At 70.0% G+C, this 20,862-nt stretch carries 20 protein-coding genes; all 20 read right to left on the bottom strand.

Features of this window, described 5'->3' with window-relative positions; all coding sequences use genetic code 11:
• Positions 1–35: 35 nt before the first annotated feature.
• The 20 genes from MRBLWO14_RS18080 to MRBLWO14_RS17985 all read right to left on the bottom strand — a co-directional run bounded on the left by MRBLWO14_RS18080 (position 36) and on the right by MRBLWO14_RS17985 (position 20,807).
• Positions 36–626 carry a Trp biosynthesis-associated membrane protein gene (locus MRBLWO14_RS18080; RefSeq protein WP_341934435.1) on the bottom strand — a complete coding sequence of 197 codons (591 nt, stop codon included), beginning with the start codon at positions 624–626 and terminating at the stop codon, positions 36–38.
• Positions 623–982, bottom strand: a complete 360-nt coding sequence (hisI, locus tag MRBLWO14_RS18075; protein ID WP_341934434.1) for a phosphoribosyl-AMP cyclohydrolase — start codon at positions 980–982, stop codon at positions 623–625. Before hisI ends, MRBLWO14_RS18080 begins: the two co-directional genes overlap by 4 nt.
• Positions 979–1,740, bottom strand: coding sequence for an imidazole glycerol phosphate synthase subunit HisF (gene hisF / locus MRBLWO14_RS18070; protein ID WP_341934433.1), 762 nt, complete (start codon positions 1,738–1,740; stop codon positions 979–981). The genes hisI and hisF overlap by 4 nt, the downstream gene beginning before the upstream one ends.
• On the bottom strand, positions 1,740–2,582 hold the full coding sequence (gene hisG / locus MRBLWO14_RS18065) for an ATP phosphoribosyltransferase (RefSeq protein WP_341934432.1): 843 nt from the start codon (positions 2,580–2,582) through the stop codon (positions 1,740–1,742). The genes hisF and hisG overlap by 1 nt, the downstream gene beginning before the upstream one ends.
• A 38-nt stretch (positions 2,583–2,620) precedes the next feature.
• The gene (locus tag MRBLWO14_RS18060; RefSeq protein ID WP_096716093.1) at positions 2,621–2,884 is read right to left on the bottom strand and encodes a phosphoribosyl-ATP diphosphatase; all 264 of its coding nucleotides are present in this window, start codon (positions 2,882–2,884) and stop codon (positions 2,621–2,623) included.
• Positions 2,881–3,561 carry a ribulose-phosphate 3-epimerase gene (rpe, locus tag MRBLWO14_RS18055; protein ID WP_341934431.1) on the bottom strand — a complete coding sequence of 227 codons (681 nt, stop codon included), beginning with the start codon at positions 3,559–3,561 and terminating at the stop codon, positions 2,881–2,883. The genes MRBLWO14_RS18060 and rpe overlap by 4 nt, the downstream gene beginning before the upstream one ends.
• Positions 3,548–5,062: a transcription antitermination factor NusB gene (locus MRBLWO14_RS18050; RefSeq protein WP_341934430.1), complete on the bottom strand. Its 1,515-nt coding sequence runs from the start codon at positions 5,060–5,062 to the stop codon at positions 3,548–3,550. The genes rpe and MRBLWO14_RS18050 overlap by 14 nt, the downstream gene beginning before the upstream one ends.
• Entirely contained in the window at positions 5,059–6,006 is a 948-nt protein-coding gene (fmt, locus tag MRBLWO14_RS18045; RefSeq protein WP_341934429.1) for a methionyl-tRNA formyltransferase, read from the bottom strand. The genes MRBLWO14_RS18050 and fmt overlap by 4 nt, the downstream gene beginning before the upstream one ends.
• 65 nt (positions 6,007–6,071) lie before the next feature.
• Positions 6,072–8,030: a primosomal protein N' gene (locus tag MRBLWO14_RS18040; protein WP_341934428.1), complete on the bottom strand. Its 1,959-nt coding sequence runs from the start codon at positions 8,028–8,030 to the stop codon at positions 6,072–6,074.
• A 7-nt stretch (positions 8,031–8,037) separates the two neighbouring features.
• The gene (metK, locus tag MRBLWO14_RS18035; protein ID WP_341934427.1) at positions 8,038–9,231 is read right to left on the bottom strand and encodes a methionine adenosyltransferase; all 1,194 of its coding nucleotides are present in this window, start codon (positions 9,229–9,231) and stop codon (positions 8,038–8,040) included.
• A gap of 93 nt (positions 9,232–9,324) precedes the next feature.
• Positions 9,325–9,582, bottom strand: a complete 258-nt coding sequence (gene rpoZ, locus MRBLWO14_RS18030) for a DNA-directed RNA polymerase subunit omega (protein ID WP_045258544.1) — start codon at positions 9,580–9,582, stop codon at positions 9,325–9,327.
• A gap of 66 nt (positions 9,583–9,648) precedes the next feature.
• Entirely contained in the window at positions 9,649–10,557 is a 909-nt protein-coding gene (gmk, locus tag MRBLWO14_RS18025; RefSeq protein WP_341934426.1) for a guanylate kinase, read from the bottom strand.
• Positions 10,550–11,395, bottom strand: a complete 846-nt coding sequence (gene pyrF, locus MRBLWO14_RS18020) for an orotidine-5'-phosphate decarboxylase (RefSeq protein WP_341934425.1) — start codon at positions 11,393–11,395, stop codon at positions 10,550–10,552. The genes gmk and pyrF overlap by 8 nt, the downstream gene beginning before the upstream one ends.
• Positions 11,392–14,679, bottom strand: a complete 3,288-nt coding sequence (carB, locus tag MRBLWO14_RS18015; protein WP_341934424.1) for a carbamoyl-phosphate synthase large subunit — start codon at positions 14,677–14,679, stop codon at positions 11,392–11,394. Before carB ends, pyrF begins: the two co-directional genes overlap by 4 nt.
• Positions 14,679–15,824: a glutamine-hydrolyzing carbamoyl-phosphate synthase small subunit gene (gene carA, locus MRBLWO14_RS18010; protein WP_341934423.1), complete on the bottom strand. Its 1,146-nt coding sequence runs from the start codon at positions 15,822–15,824 to the stop codon at positions 14,679–14,681. Before carA ends, carB begins: the two co-directional genes overlap by 1 nt.
• Entirely contained in the window at positions 15,821–16,357 is a 537-nt protein-coding gene (locus MRBLWO14_RS18005; RefSeq protein WP_341934422.1) for a hypothetical protein, read from the bottom strand. Before MRBLWO14_RS18005 ends, carA begins: the two co-directional genes overlap by 4 nt.
• Positions 16,354–17,658, bottom strand: a complete 1,305-nt coding sequence (locus MRBLWO14_RS18000; RefSeq protein WP_341934421.1) for a dihydroorotase — start codon at positions 17,656–17,658, stop codon at positions 16,354–16,356. The genes MRBLWO14_RS18005 and MRBLWO14_RS18000 overlap by 4 nt, the downstream gene beginning before the upstream one ends.
• The gene (locus tag MRBLWO14_RS17995) at positions 17,655–18,620 is read right to left on the bottom strand and encodes an aspartate carbamoyltransferase catalytic subunit (protein WP_341934420.1); all 966 of its coding nucleotides are present in this window, start codon (positions 18,618–18,620) and stop codon (positions 17,655–17,657) included. The genes MRBLWO14_RS18000 and MRBLWO14_RS17995 overlap by 4 nt, the downstream gene beginning before the upstream one ends.
• Complete coding sequence (pyrR, locus tag MRBLWO14_RS17990) at positions 18,617–19,147, bottom strand: bifunctional pyr operon transcriptional regulator/uracil phosphoribosyltransferase PyrR (protein ID WP_341934419.1); 531 nt, start codon at positions 19,145–19,147, stop codon at positions 18,617–18,619. Before pyrR ends, MRBLWO14_RS17995 begins: the two co-directional genes overlap by 4 nt.
• Positions 19,148–19,229: 82 nt before the next feature.
• Positions 19,230–20,807: a Rieske 2Fe-2S domain-containing protein gene (locus tag MRBLWO14_RS17985; protein ID WP_341934418.1), complete on the bottom strand. Its 1,578-nt coding sequence runs from the start codon at positions 20,805–20,807 to the stop codon at positions 19,230–19,232.
• Positions 20,808–20,862 lie beyond the last annotated feature (55 nt).

Below are 20,862 nucleotides of genomic sequence, written 5' to 3'. Positions count from 1 at the left end.
GGACGGCGTGCGGGATCGGGTCAAGTCTATCGGGGTCAGCGCGTGGGATCGGTTCCGCGCGACAGGTCGTCCCAGGAATCGATCGCGTCGACGGGACCCGCCGTCTCGGCTGCGTGCGGCGCATCGGTGCGGAATCGGCGGCCGCCGGTCTTCCAGCGACGCCACGTGACGAGCACCACCAGGGATGCGGCGAGCAGCACGACCCACCCGATGAGAGCGATCGGCGGCCATGCGGACCGTTCCATCCCGACGACGACATCGGCGATCGCCGCGCTGCCTGCGAGACCGGTCGTCTCCGTCACGGTCGGCCCCACGGCCGCGAGCGGATCGGAGAGGAACAACTGCAGTGTGGTCCAGCCGAGGAAGACGGCGGAGGCCGCGCCCAGCACTCCGAACACGAGGCGGAGCACCGGGCCGACGATCGACATCGCGAGCCCGAGCGCCAGCACGGCGAGGCTCAGCGGTGCGAGCAGCGGCAGCGCGGACGCGCCGGGAACGAGGATCGCCTCCCCGGCATCCGCCCGTTCCACCGTCAGCCAGGTCTGTGTCGACGAGATGATGCCGACGGCCCCCGCGAGGAGGAAGCCGAGCACTGCGATCGAGCGGCCACGACGAGCCAGGCTCATGCGCTCGCGCCCCCGTCGACCGCTTCGAGGTCGGTCGTGTCGAAGCAGGTGCGCGTGCCGGTGTGGCACGCGGGCCCCGTCTGGTCGACACGCAGGAGGATGGCGTCTCCGTCGCAGTCCAGTCGCGCCTCGCGCACGACCTGAGTATTGCCGGAGGTGTCGCCCTTGCGCCAGTACTCACGGCGCGAGCGCGACCAGTACACGGCGCGCCCGGTGGTGAGCGTGCGGCGCAGCGCCTCGGCATCCATCCACGCGAGCATCAGCACCTCGCCGGTGTCCCACTGCTGGACGATCGCCGGCGTGAGCCCGTCGCCATTGAAGACGACCTGGGATATCCGCTCCTCGACCGAGCTCATCGGACCACCACTCCCTCCGCGCGCAGCGCGTCCTTCACCTCTCCGACCGTCAGGGCGCCGGTGTGGAACACGCTGGCGGCGAGCACGGCATCCGCGCCGGCCTTGATGGCGGGTGCGAAGTGCTCGACCGCACCGGCGCCGCCCGAAGCGATCACGGGGACCGCAGCCACCTCGCGCATCAGGCCGACGAGTTCCAGGTCGAACCCGTCGCGGGTGCCGTCGGCGTCGATGGAGTTCACGAGCAGTTCGCCGGCACCGCGCTCAGCCGCCTCGCGTGCCCACTCCAGAGCGTCGAGGGTCGTCTGCGTCCGTCCGCCGTGCGTGGTGACCACGAATCCCGACGGGGTGGAGCCACCGCGTTTGACGTCGAGAGACAGCACGAGCACCTGCGCGCCGAACCGATCCGCGATCTCACCCACGAGGTCGGGTCGGGCGATCGCGGCCGAGTTCACGCCGATCTTGTCGGCGCCGACTGAGAGCAGACGCGCCACGTCGTCGACGGAGCGCACTCCCCCGCCGACCGTCAGCGGCACGAACACCTGCTCGGCGGTCCGCTGCACCACGTCGTACGTCGTCGCGCGGGCGTCGACCGTGGCGGTCACGTCGAGGAAGGTGATCTCGTCCGCGCCCTGGGCCGCATAGTGCCTGGCGAGCTCGACGGGGTCGCCCATGTCTCGGAGGTTCTCGAAGTTCACGCCCTTCACCACACGGCCGGCCGCGACGTCGAGGCACGGGATGACCCGGCTCGCGAGCGTCATCAGAGCCTCGCGTTGTGGATCGCGGTCACGAGGATCGCCCGTGCGCCGAGGGCGTACAGCTCGTCCATGACCGGGTTGACCCTCGACCGCGCGACCATGACGCGCACCGCGACCCACTCCGGATCGCGCAGCGGAGACACGGTCGGCGACTCGATGCCGCCGGCGACCTTCACGGCGTCGTCGAGCAGCGCGACGGGCAGGTCGTAGTCGATCATGACGAAGCGGCGTGCGACCATGACGCCGCGCAGTCGGCGCAGCAGAGTCTCGGATCCCTCGGCATCGTGGGGGCCTGCGATCAACACGGCCTCGGATTCGAGGATCACCGGGCCGAAGACGTCGAGGCCCGCCTGGCGGAGCGTCGTGCCCGTCTCCACCACGTCGGCGACGGCGTCGGCCACCCCGAGCTGCACGGCGGACTCCACTGCGCCGTCGAGCGGAACGAGATCGACCGCGATGCCCCGCTCGTCGAGGAACGAGTCCACGAGACCCGGGTACGACGTCGCGATGCGCAGACCGTCGAGCTGCGCCACGTCGGTGTACCGGCCGGCCGGCGCCGCGAAGCGGAAGGTCGACCCCGCGAAGCCGAGGGCCTCGATCTCACGAGCGCCGGGCATGCGGGCGTCGAGGAGCAGATCACGCCCCGTGATGCCCACGTCGATGGCACCGGATCCGACGTACGTCGCGATGTCCTTGGGGCGGAGGAAGAAGAACTCGACGTCGTTGTCGGCGTCGATCACGTGCAGGGTCTTGGTGTCGCGGCGACCGGCGTACCCGGCCTCCGCGAGCATCTCGGCGGCGGTCTCGGACAGAGACCCCTTGTTGGGAACGGCGATGCGCAGCATGAACGGCTTTCAGTTCGGAGTGGAGGGGTCGGGGCGCATCACAGATGTCGGTAGACGTCCTGCAGGCTCAGGCCCTTCGCGATCATCATCACCTGCACGTGGTACAGCAGCTGCGAGATCTCCTCGGCCGCGGCCTCGTCGGACTCGTACTCCGACGCCATCCAGACCTCGGCGGCCTCTTCGACGATCTTCTTGCCGATCGTGTGCACGCCGCCGTCGAGCTCCGCGACGGTGCCCGATCCCTCGGGACGGGTCTCCGCCTTGTGGCTGAGCTCAGCGAACAGCTCGTCGAAAGTCTTCACGATTCCAGGCTAGCGGCTCGCGCGCGGTCCCTGAGTCGGGTGACGGCGGCCTCCACGTCATCCGCGCCGTAGACCGCCGATCCGGCGACGAACGTGTCGGCGCCGGCCGCAGCGGCCTGCTCGATCGTGGAATCGGAGATGCCGCCGTCGACCTGCAGCCACACGGACGATCCCCGTCGCTTCGCCTCGTCGGCCAATGCCCGGAGCTTCGGCATCGTCTCGGCCATGAATCCCTGCCCGCCGAACCCCGGTTCGACCGTCATGACGAGGATCTGGTCGAACTCGTCGAGCACGGGGTACAGGCCGTCGGCAGGGGTGTCCGGCTTGATCGCCACACCCGCTCGCGCACCGATGCTCCGCAGGTGGCGGGCGAGGGAGATCGGATCCGCCGCGGCCTCGAGGTGGAACGTCACGCTCGCGGCGCCCAGCTCGGCGTATCCGGGCGCCCAGCGATCAGGATCGGTGATCATGAGATGCACGTCGAGCGGGATCGGACTCGTCGCCTGGATGCGCTCCACCATCTGCGGTCCGAAGGTCAGATTCGGCACGAAGTGGTTGTCCATCACGTCGACATGGGCGAAGTCCGCCGACGCGATCTTCGCGAGGTCGCGCTGCATGTTCACGAAGTCCGCGGCGAGGATGCTGGGATTGATGCGCGGGGCGTCAGGCAGTTCCACGGGTGTCGTCTCCTTCTGCGGCCGAGGCGCCGCGTGTCTGCGGGTCAGTGCGCTGCAGGAGCGCAAGGAACATGGCGTCCGTGCCGTGGCGATGCGGCCACAGCTGTACCCGGCCAGTGCCGTCCGAGGCCAGGTCGATCGGAGACCGGGCGACGCGTGCGAGCACCGCACCGGCGTCGAGTTCGGCGATGTCGGCGCGTCCGCGCAGGACCTCCTGCACCACGCCCGTGGTCTCGGCGAGGTGGGGCGAGCACGTGACGTACGCGACGATCCCACCGGGGGCGAGCGCGTCGAGCGCGGCGGTGAGCAGCTCGACCTGGAGCGGCACGAGGTCCGCGACATCGGCCGGCGTCTTCCGCCAGCGGGCTTCCGGGCGCCGACGGAGGGCGCCGAGGCCCGTGCACGGCGCGTCGACGAGGATGCGGTCGAACGACGCGGGATGCTCCGCGGCGAACACGCGTCCGTCCTTCTCGTGCACGACGACGTCGCCGGGGACGGACTGCAGGGCCTTGCGGACGAGACCCGCGCGAGCCGGCACCACCTCGTTGGCCTCCAGAGCGACGCCGTGCTCGCGCGCCACCGCCGCGAGGAGCGCCGTCTTCCCGCCCGGGCCGGCGCAGAGGTCGAGCCACCGCTCCTCGGGACGGATGGGAGCGGCCTCGGCCAGCGCGAGAGCGACGAGCTGCGACCCCTCGTCCTGCACGCGCACGGTGCCGCGGGACTCGGTGAGCACCCGATGCGGGTCTCCTCCGGGAGAACCGTAGGCCGTGGGTGCGTACGGCCGTCGTGGCTCGCCCGGCTCCGCGAGACCGGGCAGCGCGACGAGGGTAACCTCCGGGGAGACGTTGTCGGCGTCGAGCAGCGCGTCGAGCTCATCGGCCCGTCCTTCGGCGGCGAGAGCACGTCGCAGCGCGCGGATGACCCAGACCGGATGCGCCGTGCGCAGCGCGAGCCGTTCGTCGTCCGATCGCGCGGCGTCCTCGATGCGCGTCTGCCACTCCCCCGGCGTCTCGCGGGCGATCCGGCGCAGCACCGCGTTGGCGAAGCCCGCGGCGCCGCGACCCTGGCCGGCGGCGATCAGGTTCACCGACTCGTTCACCGCCGCGTGCGAGGCCACCCGCGTCGCGAGCAGCTGGTGCGCCGCGAGGCGCAGCGCGTCGAGTACGGGCGGGTCGATGTCGGCAGACGGCCGGTCGGCAGCCGCGCTGATGATCGCGTCGTACGTCCCCCGACGGCGCAGCGTGCCGTAGGCGAGCTCGGTGGCCAGAGCGGCGTCCTGCGGCGTCAGACCGGCCTCCGCGATCGCGGACGGGAGCATGAGGTTCGCATACGCGTCCGACTCGGAGACCGCCCTGAGCACCTCGTAGGCCACACGACGGGCTGGCTGCACCGTGCGCTGGGGCCCTCGAACGTCGCCCCGCCGCTCGGAGGGGCGCTGCCGGGCGCCGCTCGGTCCCTTCCGCGGACTGCGCGGGCGACCAGCTCCGCCCAGCTCACTCATGCGCCTGCTCGCAATCCGTCGGTGTCGCGCAGTCCGCGCCACCAGTCCGTCGCGTTCATGGCCCCCTTGCCTGCGGGTTGCAGACGCGTCACGGCCAGCGGCGCATCGGCGGTGCCGATGAGCAACGCCGCCTTCGTCGCGACGATCTCCCCCGGCGCGAGCCCACCTGGGGCGAGATCACCCGACGCGGTGTCGCCGTCGGCCGCGATCGTCGCGGAGAGGATCTTCACCCGCTGACCGCCCACGATCGTGTGCGCGCCCGGTTCCGGGGTCACGCCTCGGTACCGCGCGAAGACCTGCGACGCCGGCTGCGACCAGTCCAGGGCGCCGTCGTCGAGTGTGAGCTTCGGAGCCAGGGTGGCCTCGCCGGTCTGCGGCTCCGCGTGGAGGGTTCCCGCGTCGATGCCCTCGACCACGTCGGACGTGAGGTCGGCGCCGAACGTCGCGAGCGCCTCGAGCGCGGCATCCGCCGTCGCGTCGCGCGGGATGTCCGCCTCGCGCATGGCGAAGACGTCGCCGGCGTCGAGCTCAGGGACGAGCTGGAAGACGCTGGCGCCCAGTCTGTCGTCGCCGGCGATGAGCGCGCGCTGCACCGGAGCCGCGCCCCGCCAACGCGGCAGCAGCGAGAAGTGGAGGTTGATCCATCCGCGTTCAGGTGTCGACAGCAGCGGCTCGCGCACGAGTCCTCCGTAGGCGACGATGACTCCGAGCTCGGGCTCTAGCGCCGAGATGCGTGCGGTGACCTCGTCGTCGAGTCGCGCTGCCTTGATCACGGGCAGGCCGAGCTCGACGGCGGCCGCCGCGACAGCAGAAGGCGTCAGGACGCGCTTACGGCCGAGAGGCGCGTCGGGACGCGTGACGACCGCGAGGATCTCGTGCTCGGCGGCCAGGCGCCGGAGGGTGGGTACGGCGGCCGACGGTGTGCCGGCGAAGACGAGTCGCATGAAGGTGCTCCGGAGGGAAGGCGGGTGGAACGGGGCGGAACCGGGGTCGGGACGATCGGAACCGATCAAAGCTCCGGATCGAGGATATCGAGGCGGACCGTGAGTGTGCTCCGAGAAGAGCGCCCCTTGCCGCGCCGCGCGGCGACCGCCTCGGCGACGACCGCCGCGCGCAGCGTCGTCGCCACTCTCGTGCCGGCTCCGTAGTCGAAGCGCACGAGGGCGCGCACTCGGGGCGGCACGTCGTCCGACTCCACCGGCACGGGACCGAGCACGGCGTCCGGGGGCAGGGAGAGCTCGCGGAGACTGCTCAGCGCCCGTCCGACCGCCGCAGACGAACCCTCGACGAGCGCGACACGCGCTGCAGGGGGCATGTGCAGCGGCGCCCGCTCGGCGAGCTCCGCGCGGGCGTAGGCCGCCTGGTTCCACGTCGCGAGGGCGCGAGCGACGGACCCGTCGACCCCCACGAGGTGCACGGGCGCGCCGGGCGCGGCGAGAGCGGCGGCGTTCGACCACCAGCGCAGGCAGGCCTCGCCGATCCGGAGATCCGGAGCCTGCAGCATCCGCGGACCGTCGAGTAGCACCACCGCCCGGTATCCGCCCTCGGCGATCGGCTCGGCCCCGCGCGTGGCCACGACCAGCGCGGGCTTGTCGGCCACGCGCTCGACGGGATGCGCACTGTCGGCGACGATCACCCGGATGCCGGGGAACGCACGACCGAGTTCGTCGGCGGTGCGCTCGCTCCCCGACGACGCGAGCCGCAGCGTCGTCGACGAGCACACCGGGCAGGTCCAGGCTCGCGCGCCGCGACCGCACCAGCCGCAGACCGGCACAGCGCCGCGGTGCTTCGCCCCGAGCGGTCCACCGCAGTGGGCGCACCGAGCAGGGGCACGGCACTCGGCGCACACGAGGGAGGGGGCGAAGCCCGGTCGCGACACCTGCACGAGCACCGGTCCCTCGGCGGCCGCGTTCCGCGCCGAGAGGAACGCCGACGAGGGCATGCGCTGAGCGGTCGGCTGCTCCATCTCCTGCGGGGTGCTGAGGATGACCCTCGGCAGCACTCGCCTGCCTGCCCGCACGTCCTGCAGCCACCCCCGCGCCACGAGCCGCTCGACATCGGTCGTGCGGGTGTGGCCCACGAACAGCAGCGCGGAGCCCTCCTGCTCCTGTCGGAGCAGCGCCGCGTCCCGCGCGTTCACGTACGGTGCGAGCGGTTCGCCGAGAAGAGGGTCGCCGTCGTCCCAGACCGCCACCAGGCCGGCCTGCACCGGGGCGTAGACGGCAGAGCGGTTGCCGACGACGATGCACGGCGCGTCTTCGAGCGAGCGGAGGAACGCCCGGTACCGATCGGGATTCGTCTGCCGGGAGTCGTAACGGACGACGGACCCCTCCGGCGCCACGGTCTCCAGGGCCGAGAGCAGGCGGTCCAGATCACGGTGGTCCGGCACGATCAGGATGCTGGACGCACCCCCGTCGAGCACGGTCGTCGCCGCCGCCGCGAGCAGCGATGCCCACCCCTGCTCTTCCTCGCGCTGCTGCGGGATCGCCTCGACGGCAGCTCGACCGCGCTGCTCGAGCACGGCACCCAGGCCGTCATAGGCGTCGATGACACCGCGTGCCGCGTCGCGCGCGGCATCCGATGGCCGCACCGGCGGTGCGTCGTTCGTCCAGGCCTTCTCGACCCGCACCTGCCGTTTGGGGATCACGAGGCGGAGGATGTCGGATGCCGATCCCGCAGCGCGGTCGGCCGCGCGTCGAGCCAGCCGGTAGAGCCGATCGGACAGCACCGCCACCGGGGAGACGATGCTCTCGATCTCCGACAGCGGCCTATCCGCGTCGTTCTCGATGTCGAGCTCGACGACGTAGGCGTCGACCACTCGCCCCGCCGTGCGCAGGGGCACGCGCACGCGCACGCCCGTGCCGACCTCGCCGAGTTCGTCGGGGATCGCGTAGTCGAACAGTCGGTCGAGCTGCGGCAGCGGCGATTCGAGGAGCACGCGCGCGATACGCCGGCTCTGCGTCACCATCGCGCGCTCAGAGGCCGGCTGCCCGCCGGAGCTCCTCGGCGCGATCCGTGCGCTCCCAGGTGAAGTCGGGGAGCTCTCGGCCGAAGTGCCCGTAGGCGGCGGTCTGCGCGTAGATCGGCCGCAACAGGTCGAGCTGCTCGATGATCGCCTGCGGGCGCAGGTCGAAGACGTCGAGGATCGCCCGGGTGATCGCCTCGTCGGAGACCGTGCCCGTGCCGAACGTCTCGACGTAGAGTCCGACGGGCCGCGCGACGCCGATCGCGTAGGCGACCTGCACCTCCAAACGCTCGGCGAGACCGGCGGCGACGGCGTTCTTGGCCACCCAGCGCGTGGCGTAGGCGCCCGAACGATCGACCTTCGACGGGTCCTTGCCGCTGAACGCTCCGCCGCCGTGACGCGCGGCACCGCCGTAGGTGTCGATGATGATCTTGCGGCCGGTGAGCCCGGCATCCCCCTTGGGGCCGCCCGTCACGAACGGGCCCGCCGGATTGATGTAGTAGGTGACGTCATCGAGGTCGAGACCCGTGGTCGCGAGAACCGGATCGATGACGTGCTCGCGCACCTGCGCCTGCAGCTCCTCCTGGGAGATGTCGGGGTTGTGCTGCGTGGACAGGACGACGGCGTCGACGGTCCGCGGGGTGAAGCCGTCGTAGCCGAGGGTGACCTGCGTCTTGCCGTCCGGGCGGAGGAACGGCAGCGCGCCCGACCGACGGACCTCGGTGAGGCGCTCGGCGATGCGATGCGCCGTCCACGCGGCCATCGGCATCAGCTGCGGCGTCTCGTTCGTCGCGAAGCCGAACATGATGCCCTGGTCGCCGGCTCCGAGCCCGTCGAGCGGATCGATCGAGGAGCCGTCGCGATGCTCCTGCGCGTTGTCGACGCCGTGGGCGATGTCGGAGGACTGCTCGCCCACCGACACGCTGACACCGCACGAGTCGCCGTCGAAACCGGTGTCGCTCGAGGTGTAGCCGATGCCGTTCACGACCTGACGCACGATCGTCGGGATGTCGACGTAGGCGTCGGTGCGGATCTCACCGGCGACGTGCACGAGGCCGGTGGTCACGAGGGTCTCGACCGCGACGCGGGAGCCCGGGTCCTTGGCGAGGAGCCCGTCGAGGATGCTGTCCGAGATCTGGTCGCAGATCTTGTCCGGGTGCCCTTCGGTGACGGACTCGGACGTGAACAGACGCAGGGCGCTCATCGGTGCTCCAGAACGGGATCGATCGGTGTGCAGGGGATGGTCCCCATTGTGAACCGCGCCGCCGACATCAGCGGGCGGCGCGGTCACAGGAGGTCACTCTGCGTGACGCAGGCGGAGCTTGTCCTCGTTGATCTCGTGCAGAGCGATGGTCAGCGGCTTGTCCTCGACGGAGGAGTCGACGAGCGGGCCGACGTTGTCGAAGAGGTTGCCCTCGTGCAGGTCCGAGTAGTAGTCGTTGATCTGGCGCGCGCGCTTCGCCGCGTAGATGACGAGCTCGTACTTGGAGTCCACTCGGTCGAGAAGGTTGTCGATGGGGGGATCGATGATGCCCTTGTTGTGGTGTCCGGCCATGGTGACCTCCTGATCAGGCGACGGGTTCGTCGCGGCGAAGACGGCGCAATGGGCGCGCGAGAAGACTCAGCGCGCAGAGCTTGAAGACAATTCTACGACCTCGGCGGCCGCAGCGGCGACGTCCTCGTTCACGACGAGGTGATCGAACTCGTTCTGGGCGGCCAGCTCGACCTTCGCCGTGCGCAGACGACGGGCACGCTCCTCCGGCCCCTCCGTCCCGCGTCCGACGAGTCGCTGCACCAGTTCGTCCCAGGTGGGCGGCAGCAGGAAGATCAGCGTCGCGCTCGGCTCCGCCTTGCGCACCTGGCGCGCGCCCTGCAGGTCGATCTCCAGCAGCACGGTCTTCCCGGCGGCCAGAGCGGCGTCGATCGGCGCACGAGGGGTCCCGTACCGGGAGCGATTGTGCACCACGGCGTACTCGAGCAGTTCGCCGGCCTCGATGAGCCGATCGAACTCCGCATCGTCGACGAAGAAGTAGTGCACGCCGTCGATCTCTCCGGGGCGCGGCGCACGCGTCGTCGCCGACACCGACAGGTGGATCTCGGGATTGTGCTCGCGGATGTACGCAGCCACGGTCCCCTTGCCGACCGCCGTCGGACCCGCGAGGACGAGAAGGCGGCTACGACCGCCGCGCGGCTCGATCACCGGGAAGCGCTCGTCGAGCCAGCGCGACAACGCCGCACGCTGACGAACGCCGAGGCCGCCGAGTCGCTTGACCGGCGAGATGCCCAGGTCGTCGAGGATGCGGTCGCGCTTGCCCGCCCCGATCGCCGGGAGAGCGAGCAGGAAGTCGGTGATGCGCATCGACCCCTCGACCGAGTCGGGGTCGGCGGTCGCGCGAGCGAGCACGCTCTGCGGCGTCGTCACGCGCATCGTGAGGTCGCGCTTCAGCGCAGCACGCGCGCGTCGGCGCTCCACGGCCTTGCGGGCGGCGGCGGCGCGGTCGACTTCGGGAACGGGACGAGCCTCAGCCACGGCTGACCTCTCTGTACTCGGCGACGCGGGCGTCGATGGCGGCAGCGAGATCATGCGGACCCGCCTTCAGGATGCTGCGGCTCTCGCTCGCGATGACAGCGGCGCTCATCGAGCCGAAGCGACGGTGCACATCGACGGGCGAGGCGCCCTGTGCCCCGAAGCCCGGAGCGAGGATGGGGGCAACCGGGGTGTACGCGGCGAGTCCCGCATCCGTCCAGTCGACGGTCGCGCCGATGACGAAGCCGATGCTCCCCCACTCCCCCGTACGGCCTTGCTCGGCGTTGCGCGCGGACACCACGGAGACGATGTCCGCCGACACCGAGCGGCCCGTCGCGGACTGCGAGCGCTGCAGCGACTCCGCCTCGGGGTTGCTGGTCGCCGCGAGCACGAACACGCCCTTGCCGTGCGCGTGCGCGAGGTCGAACGTGCCGTCGAGCGCGCCGACCCCGAGGAACGGATTGACGGTCAGCGCGTCGGCCTCGAGCGACGAACCCGGTGTGAGCCAGGCCGCGGCGTACGCGTCCATCGTGGTACCGATGTCGCCGCGCTTGGCGTCGGCGATCACGATCAGCCCTGCTGCCCGTGCCGCTGACAGGACGTCCTCCAGAGCGGCGAATCCCGCGGAGCCGAAGCGCTCGAAGAACGACACCTGCGGCTTCACGATGCCCGCCCGCCCCGCAGCCGCCTCGACCGTGCGCAGACCGAAGTCGCGCACACCCGACGCGTCCTGCCCGAGCCCCCAGTCGTCGAGCAGCCCGGGGTGCGGATCGATGCCGACGCAGAGCGGGCCGCGCTCGTCGACGACGGCGCGGACCCGCTCACCGAAAGGAGTGGTCACACCGCGACCTTCCGGTCGAGTGCGTACTCCTGGAGGCTCTTCACCTGGAACCCCTCGTGTGCCGCATCCATGCCGCTCACGGCCGCACCGAGCACAGCCATCGTGGTGAACAGCGCCTTGTCGGCGGCGACCGCTGCGGCGCGGATCTCATAGCCGTCGGCACGTGCCGCACCACCCGACGGCGTGTTCACGACGATGTCGATCTCGCCGTCGTTGATGAGGTCGACGATGTTGCGGGCGCCCGACTCCTGCGTGTCGCTGTACTTCTCGACCACGGTCACGGCGATGCCGTTGCGCGAGAGGATCTCGGCCGTGCCCTCGGTCGCGACGATCGTGAAGCCCAGCTGCTGCAGGCGGTGAGCCGGCAGGATGACGGCGCGCTTGTCTGAGTCGGCGACCGAGATGAACACGGTGCCCGAGGTCGGCATCCCCCCGTACGCCGCGGCCTGGCTCTTCGCGAACGCCGTGGGGAAGTCGCGGTCGATGCCCATGACCTCGCCCGTGGAGCGCATCTCCGGCCCGAGGACCGAGTCGACGGTCTTGCCGTCGGCGGTGCGGAAGCGCTTGAACGGCAGCACGGCCTCCTTGACCGACACCGGGGCGTCGAGGGGCACGCGCGATCCGTCCTGCTCTGGCAGCATGCCCTCGGCGCGGAGCTCGGCAATGGTCGCACCGGCCATGATGCGACTCGCGGCCTTCGCCATCGGGATCCCCAGGGCCTTCGACACGAACGGCACGGTGCGGCTCGCACGCGGGTTCGCCTCGATGACGTAGAGCACGCCGGCGCTGATCGCGAACTGCACGTTGAGCAGGCCGCGCACGCCCACGCCCTTCGCGATGGCCAGGGTGGCCTCGCGGACGCGGTCGACGTCGCTGCGACCGAGCGACACGGGAGGCAGGGTGCAGCTCGAGTCGCCGGAGTGGATGCCGGCTTCCTCCAGGTGCTCCATCACGCCGCCGATGAACAGGTCGGTGCCGTCGTACAGCGCGTCGACGTCGAGCTCGATCGCGTCGTCGAGGAAGCGGTCGACGAGCAGGGGCTTGCCCTCCTCGATCACGACCTCGTCGGCGGTGCGCACGAAGTAGTCGCGCAGCGACTCGGTGGAGTAGACGATCTCCATGCCGCGTCCGCCGAGCACGAAGCTCGGACGCACCAGCACCGGGTAGCCGATCTCCTCGGCCACGGCCACGGCGCCCTCCACGTCGATCGCCGTGCCGTGGCGCGGCGCGAGCAGGCCGGCGGAGTCGAGCAGCTGCGAGAAGAGCTCGCGCTCCTCCGCGATGTCGATCGCCTCGGGGCTGGTGCCCAGCACCGTGTATCCGGCCGCCTCGATGCCCTTCGCCAGGCCGAGCGGCGTCTGACCGCCCAGCTGGCAGACCACGCCGAGGATCGTGCCGCTCGCCGCTTCGGCGTCGAGCACCTCGAGCACGTCCTCGAGCGTCAGCGGTTCGAAGTACAGACGGTCGGAGGTGTCGTAGTCGGTCGACACGGTCTCCGGGTTGCAGTTGACCATGACGGTCTCGAAGCCCGCGTCCGCGAGAGCGAACGACGCGTGCACGCAGGAGTAGTCGAACTCGACACCCTGACCGATGCGGTTGGGACCGGACCCGATGATCACGACCTTCGTGCGCTCGGAGGGCTGCACCTCGGTCTCGAAGTCGTAGCTCGAGTAGTGGTACGGAGTGAGGGCGGGGAACTCGCCAGCGCACGTGTCGACCGTCTTGTACACCGGGCGGATGCCGAGGCCGTGCCTGACCCCGCGGATCTCCGCCTCCGTCTCGCCGCGCAGCTGCGCGAGCTGTGCGTCGGAGAAGCCGTGCTCCTTGGCGTACCGCAGGATCGCCGCGTCGAGCTCTGGCGCCGTGCGCACGAGCTCGGCGACCTCGTTGATGAGCACGATCTGGTCGAGGAACCACGGGTCCATCGCCGTCGACTCGAAGGCCTGCTCGACGGTCGCGCCCTTGCGCAGCGCCTGCTGCAGCGTGACGATGCGTCCGTCCGTCGGGGTCTTCGCGATCTCCAGGAGCTCCTCGACCGACCGGTCCTCCGCGCCCCAGTGGAAGCTGGAGCCGCGCTTCTCGAGCGAGCGGAGCGCCTTCTGCAGCGCGGTCGCGTAGTTGCGGCCGATTGCCATGGCCTCGCCGACCGACTTCATGGTCGTGGTGAGCGTGGCGTCGGCGGCCGGGAACTTCTCGAACGCGAAGCGCGGGACCTTCACGACCACGTAGTCGAGCGTCGGCTCGAAGCTCGCGGGCGTCACGCCGGTGATGTCGTTCGGGATCTCGTCGAGTCGGTATCCGAGGGCGAGCTTCGCGGCGAGCTTCGCGATCGGGAACCCGGTCGCCTTGGAGGCGAGCGCACTCGAGCGGGAGACACGCGGGTTCATCTCGATGACGATGATGCGCCCGTTCGTCGGGTCGACCGCGAACTGGATGTTGCAGCCTCCGGTGTCGACGCCGACCGCGCGGATGATGTCGATGCCGATGTCGCGCATCTTCTGGTACTCGCGGTCGGTGAGCGTCAGCGCGGGGGCGACCGTGATCGAGTCGCCCGTGTGCACGCCGACGGGGTCGACGTTCTCGATCGAGCACACGACCACCGTGTTGTCGGCGGTGTCGCGCATGAGCTCGAGCTCGTACTCCTTCCATCCGAGGATCGACTCCTCGAGGAGCACCTCCGTCGTCGGGGAGTCGCGCAGTCCGGCCCCGCCGATGCGGCGGAGGTCCTCCTCGTCGTAGGCGAAGCCCGAGCCGAGGCCGCCCATCGTGAACGAGGGGCGCACCACGAGCGGGTAGCCGAGCTTCTCGGCCCCCGCGAGCAGGTCGTCCATGGTGTGCGCGATGACGCTCTTGGCGACATCCGCGCCCGCTTCGAGCACGAGCTCCTTGAAGACCTGGCGGTCCTCGCCCTTCTTGATCGCGTCGACCTTGGCGCCGATGAGCTCCACCCCGTACTTGGCGAGGATGCCGCGCTCATCGAGAGCCATCGCCGCGTTCAGAGCGGTCTGGCCGCCGAGGGTCGGCAGGATGGCGTCCGGCTTCTCCTTGGCGATGATCGTCTCGATGACCTCGGGGGTGATCGGCTCGATGTACGTCGCGTCGGCGAAGTCGGGGTCGGTCATGATCGTGGCGGGGTTCGAGTTCACGAGGATGACGCGGACGCCCTCCTCGCGCAGCACCCGGCAGGCCTGAGTGCCCGAGTAGTCGAACTCGCAGGCCTGACCGATGACGATCGGGCCGGATCCGATGACGAGAACGGAGTTGATGTCGTCGCGCTTGGGCATTACTGAGCGTCCTTCTTGTTCGCGATGACCATCTCGCGGAAGCGGTCGAAGAGATAGTTGGCGTCGTGCGGACCGGCCGCGGCCTCCGGGTGGTACTGCACCGAGAAGGCGGGGATGTCGAGGGCGCGGAGACCTTCGACGACGTTGTCGTTGAGGCCGACGTGGCTCACCTCGACCTTGCCGTAGCCGTGCGGGCTGTCGAAGGAGCCGTCGAGCGGGGCGTCGACCGCGAACCCGTGGTTGTGGGCGGTGATCTCGACCCGACCGGTCTGCTTGTCGAGCACAGGCTGGTTGATCCCTCGGTGGCCGAACGGCAGCTTGTAGGTGCCGAGACCGAGCGCGCGTCCGAGCAGCTGGTTGCCGAAGCAGATGCCGAAGAACGGCAGCCCGTCGTCGAGGACGGAGCGCAGGAGCTCGACGTGATCGCCGGACGCGGCCGGGTCGCCAGGGCCGTTCGAGTAGAACACGGCGACGGGGTCGATCGCCCGGACCTCGTCGATGGTGACGTCCTGCGGCAGCACGTGCACCTCGAAGCCGCGCGCGGCGAGGTTGTCGATCGTCGCCTGCTTGACGCCGAGGTCGAGGACGGCGAGGTTGCCGACCTTCTCGCCCACGGCATCCGTCACCGTGGCGACCTCGACCGACACCTGAGCCGAGAGGTTCTGGCCGGCCATCTGCGGGGCTTCGCGCACGATGCGCAGCTGCTCGTCGGCGTCGAGGCGCGCCGCCTCGCCCGAGAAGATGCCGCCGCGCATCGAGCCGGCCGAGCGGATGTGACGCGTGATCGAGCGGGTGTCGATGCCGCTGATGCCGACGATGCCGTCCTGCACGAGGATCTCGTCGAGGGAGGCGTTCGCGCGCCAGTTCGACACGACCCGCGAGGGGTCGCGCACGATGTAGCCGGCGACCCAGATGCGACGCGACTCGGGGTCCTCGTCGTTCATGCCGGTGTTGCCGATGTGCGGGGCCGTCTGCAGGACGATCTGTCCGGCGTACGACGGGTCGGTGAGCGTCTCCTGGTAGCCGGACATGCCGGTCGCGAAGACGACCTCGCCGAGCGTGGTGCCCAGGGCGCCGTATGCGCGGCCGCTGTGGCGGGTGCCGTCCTCGAGGACCAGGACGGCGGGTTCGGGGAGGGAGGTCATGACTGTTCTCCTGTGTCGGTCGTGGCGATGTCGTCACCGGCGCCGGAGGCGGGGACGAGTCGCTGCAGTTCTGAGATGAAGTTCTTCGGGTCGCCGTCGGTGAGGCGCAGGTAGGAGTCGACGACCGTGTCGTCGGCGGCGTTCCAGGCCACCCTGACGAGGCCGCCCGGCTCGACCACGCGGTCGATCGTGACCGTGGCCCGATCAACACCGGCGAGTCGCTCCTTGGCGAGGAACACGGTGGGTGCGCCGTCGAGGCAGAGGGCGAGACCGCGATCCGTGACCGCGACCTCTCCCCGTGCCCGGTAGGCGAGCGGAGACATGGTGAGGCGCTCGAGCGGCTGATCGTGCTTCGTCGTGGACACGTACAGCACCTCGTGCCGATCGAGGACCTCGGCGTGCTCGGGGACGCCGAGCGGGGCCGCGAGCCCCGCGTCGCGTCGGAGCCGGCGCCGCCAGGCGACGAGCATGGCGAGGAGCGCGAGCGCGGCCAGCGCGATCATCACGGCGATCGCGACGTCCCTGGGGATCATGCGCGCAGCTCCTCGACCACCGAGCCCGCTTCGACGGTCACCGTGCCACCGTGGATCGTGTACTCGACGCGTCCGGGCAGATCGCGGCCCAGGTACGGCGAGTTCGCGCTGCGGCCGTGCAGGTCCGCTTCGGTGAACACGCCGGCGACCGATGCGTCGTACAGCGTGATCTGCGCGGGGGCTCCCACCTCGAGCGCGGTGCCGTGACCCGCGAGGCGACCGATCCGGGCGGGAGCGGCGCTCATGACGCGCGCGACGTCGCTCCACCCGATCAGTCCGGTCTGCACCATCGACTGGTGCACGACGCGCAGTGCGCTCTCGAGTCCGACCATGCCGTTCGCGGCGGCCTGCCACTCGCACGCCTTGTGCTCGCTCGGGTGCGGGGCGTGGTCGGTGGCCACGATGTCGATCGTGCCGTCGGCGAGGCCCTCGCGCACGGCGAGCACGTCCTCCTCGCGCCGGAGCGGCGGGTTGACCTTGTACCGGGCGTCGTAGCCGCGGACGAGCTCGTCGGTGAGCAGCAGGTGGTGAGGCGTCACCTCGGCGGTCACCGCGATCCCCCGCTTCTTCGCCCAGCGGATGATGTCGACCGAGCCCGCCGTCGAGAGGTGGCAGACGTGCAGGCGCGAGCCGACGTGCTCGGCCAGGAGCACGTCGCGCGCGATGATCGACTCCTCGGCGACCGCCGGCCATCCGGCGAGCCCGAGCTCGGCGGAGACGACGCCCTCGTTCATCTGGGCGCCCTCGGTGAGACGGGGGTCCTGAGCATGCTGAGCGATGACGCCGTCGAACGACTTCACGTACTCCAGGGCGCGCCGCATGATCAGCGGATCGAACACGCAGAAGCCGTCGTCGCTGAACACCCGCACCTGAGCGCGCGACGAGGCCATCGCACCGAGCTCGGCCAGCCGCTCGCCCTTCTGCCCCACGGTGACGGCGCCGATCGGCTGCACGGTGGCGTACCCGGCGGCCTCCCCGAGCGCGAGCTCCTGCTCGACGACCCCGGCGGTGTCGGCGACCGGCGAGGTGTTCGGCATCGCGAAGACGGCGGTGAAGCCGCCGGCCGCCGCGGCGCGCGTTCCCGTGAGGATGGTCTCCGACGCCTCGTAGCCCGGCTCCCGGAGGTGCGTGTGCAGGTCGACCAGGCCGGGCAGGGCGACCAGGCCGGAGGCGTCGATGACGCGGGCGCCCGCCCGCTGGAGTCCTGACCCGATCTCGGCGATCCGCCCGTCCTCCACGATGATGTCGGCGCTCTCGGCGCCGAGAAGCTGTGCGCCGGTGATGACGAGGGTCTCGCTCACAGGTCTCCCCCTCGTTCGTCGTCTCGTTCGCCCGCAAGGAGCAGGTACAGCACTGCCATCCGGATGGACACCCCGTTCGTGACCTGCTCCAGCACGGTGGAGCGCGGCGAATCGGCGGCTTCGGAGGAGATCTCCAACCCGCGGTTCATGGGTCCGGGATGCATGACAATGCTATCGTCCGGCAGAGCGGCCACGCGCCGTGCGTCGAGTCCCCACCGACGGGAATACTCCCGCTCAGTCGGGAAATACGCGGCGTTCATCCGCTCCAGTTGGATTCGCAGCATCATGACGGCATCCGGCTCGTCGGCGAGCGCCTGGTCGAGGTCGTACACCACGCGCACCGGCCAGAGCGACACGTTCTGCGGAACCAGCGTCGGCGGCGAGACGAGAGTCACCTCGGCACCCAACGTGGTGAGCAGCCAGACGTTGGATCGGGCCACCCGCGAGTGCAGGACGTCGCCGACGATCACCACCCGGATGCCGGAGAGATCGCGCCCGCGGCTCTCCGAGCCGAAGCGGCGCTTGCGGATGGTGAAGGCGTCGAGCAGCGCCTGGGTGGGGTGCTCGTGCGTACCGTCTCCCGCGTTCACCACTCCCGCCGAGATCCATCCGCTCGTCGCGAGGGTCTGCGGGGCGCCCGAGGCGTGGTGGCGGATGACGACGGCATCCGCGCCCATGGCCTGCAGCGTCTGGGCCGTGTCCTTCAGGCTCTCGCCCTTGGAGACGCTCGACCCCTTCGCGGCGAAGTTGATCACATCGGCCGAGAGGCGCTTGGCGGCGGCCTCGAAGGAGATGCGGGTGCGGGTGGAGTCCTCGAAGAAGAGGTTCACGACGGTCTTGCCGCGCAGGGTCGGGAGCTTCTTGATCTCGCGCGACTGCGTGTCGGACATGTCCTCGGCGACGTCGAGGATGCGAAGGGCGGTCGCGCGATCGAGAGTGCGGGTGTCGAGGAGATGCCTCATGCCTCGATCGTCACCTCCTCGGCGTCGTCGTACTCGCGCAGGCGCACGTTGACTCGTTCCTGCCGCGAGGACGGGATGTTCTTGCCGACGAAATCGGGACGGATCGGCAGCTCGCGGTGGCCGCGGTCGACCAGGATCGCGAGGCGCACGACCGCGGGACGCCCGATCGACTGCAGAGCATCGAGGGCGGCCCTGATGCTGCGGCCGGAGAACAGCACGTCGTCGACGAGCACGACGGTGCGTCCGTCGATGCCGCCGGCAGGGATGTCGGTCGGATGCGGCGACCTGGTCGGATGCTTCGCGAGATCGTCGCGGAAGAGAGTGACGTCGAGCGCCCCGACGGGGACGGACGTCTGCGCGATCTCGCCGATCAGACGGGCGAGGCGCTGGGCGAGAGCCACTCCGCGGGTCGGAATGCCCAGCAGGACGAGGTTCTCAGATCCACGATTCGACTCGAGGATCTCATGCGCGATGCGGGTCAGTGCCCGCGTGATATCGGCGTCGTGCAGCACGGTTCGTGCGCCCATCAGCCGCTCCCTTCTCCGCCTCACGGGACGGTGTTAAAGGTTGCTTGCCTCTCCACTCTATCGGACGCGCAGGACGCGTCTCTCAGCTGGCTTCGCGGAGCACGGCGTCGGTGACCTCGTCGATCTTCTTCGAGCGGATCGGATGACCCGTGGTCGAGAGGCATCGACCGGTCTTGAGGTCCCACTTCCAGTCGTGCATGCTGCACGTCAGGATGCCGTCGTCGTCGACCTTCCCCGTCTTGGTGAGGTCGGCGCGAAGGTGCGGGCATCGCCGCTGCACGACCCAGTCGCCGATCTCAGCATCCTCGGTCTGGTCGGTCTGCTCCTGGTACCAGTTCTCGACGTACTCGATGCGGTCGACCGAGAGGCACTTGAGGAACGTGGTGAGGAACTCGTTGAACTTGCCGCTGCGACCGACCTGGAACTGCATCGACAGGAAGATCGAGTTCGACCAGTCGATCTCGTGGTCGCGGATGTTGGTGGAGACGAGGTCGGCGGGGATCGTGTACCAGTAGATGCAGTCCTCGCCGGCGTACTCGCGCACCTTCGCGCGCGGGAAGTCCACGACCATGTCGAGGTCGCCGATCTTGAAGCGCACGTTGCCGCCCACACCGAGGCGGATGGTGCGGGACTTCTTCAGCAGCGGCTCCCACCAGGCCTTGAGCTCCTCCAAGATCTCCTGGGCGGGCAGCACCTCGGCACGCGACGCCACTTCGTCACGGATCTCCTGCTGGCGGCTGGCGCGCTGCTCCTCGAGGTAGTCCCACTTCTCGTCGAAGATGTGCGCGAGCTCGGCGTCCGAGTAGAGCGTCTGCTCGGTCGTGACCTCGCCGTCGTCGACGGTGACGACTGTGCCGGGGACGAACAGCTGGCCGTCGTACTGGGGCGCGAGCTCGCGCATGTGCGCGAGGAACTGCTTCTGGTCCGTGAAGATCGACTCCCCGTTGCGCCCGATCCCGTTGAAGTCGAACAGGTCGTCGCGCAGGAACATGGGCGGCCCCGCCATGGGGAACACGTGGGGCGCATCGACCTTCTCGATGTAGTACATCGCGCGCTTGTTCTGCGCCTCGCGCTTGAGCTTCGCGAAGTTCTGCTTCGCGTCCAGCGGCAGGTCGTAGACCATGGGCCACCAGATCGCTCCGGAGACCTGCGTGAAATACGCATCCGGCTTGCCGAAGTGCAACAGGCTCTCGAGGTCGAGCGGGTGCGAGTCGTTCTGGTTGAGCACTGAGCCCGTGCCGTCGTCGACGCTCAGCGAGGAGTCGCCGATCGGCCCGTCGCTGGGCGCGCGGAGAGGCGTGATCATGATCTTCAGGTCGCCCCGCTCGATGATCTCGCCCGCCGGCGCGTACGTGATGTTCGTGTACCCGAGCGCACGGATGTCCTGCTCGAGGTCGTCGATCGGGTACTCCGGGAGAAGCACCTCGATGTCCTTGCGGATGTAGCGCTCCAGCAGCTTCGGATCGAAGTGGTCGCGGTGCCGGTGCGAGATGTAGAGGAAGTCGGCCTCGCGGCCGAAGCGCTCCCAGTCGAGACCGCGGTTGTCGGGGAACGGGAACCACGAGCCGAAGAAAGAGGGCCCGAGGACGGGGTCGCAGATGATGTTCCCGCCGACTGTCTCGATGAACATCCCGGCGTGGCCGAGTCCCGTGATCCGCATGCATTCCTCCTGAGGTGAACCGTTCGATTCTACCGGCGCGCTCCTGGACGACCGC

The organism is Microbacterium sp. LWO14-1.2 (assembly GCF_038397715.1).
Taxonomy (GTDB): Bacteria; Actinomycetota; Actinomycetes; order Actinomycetales; family Microbacteriaceae; genus Microbacterium.
Note: the sequence above shows the minus strand (reverse complement) of the source record. Positions and strands in the feature narration are given on the sequence as shown.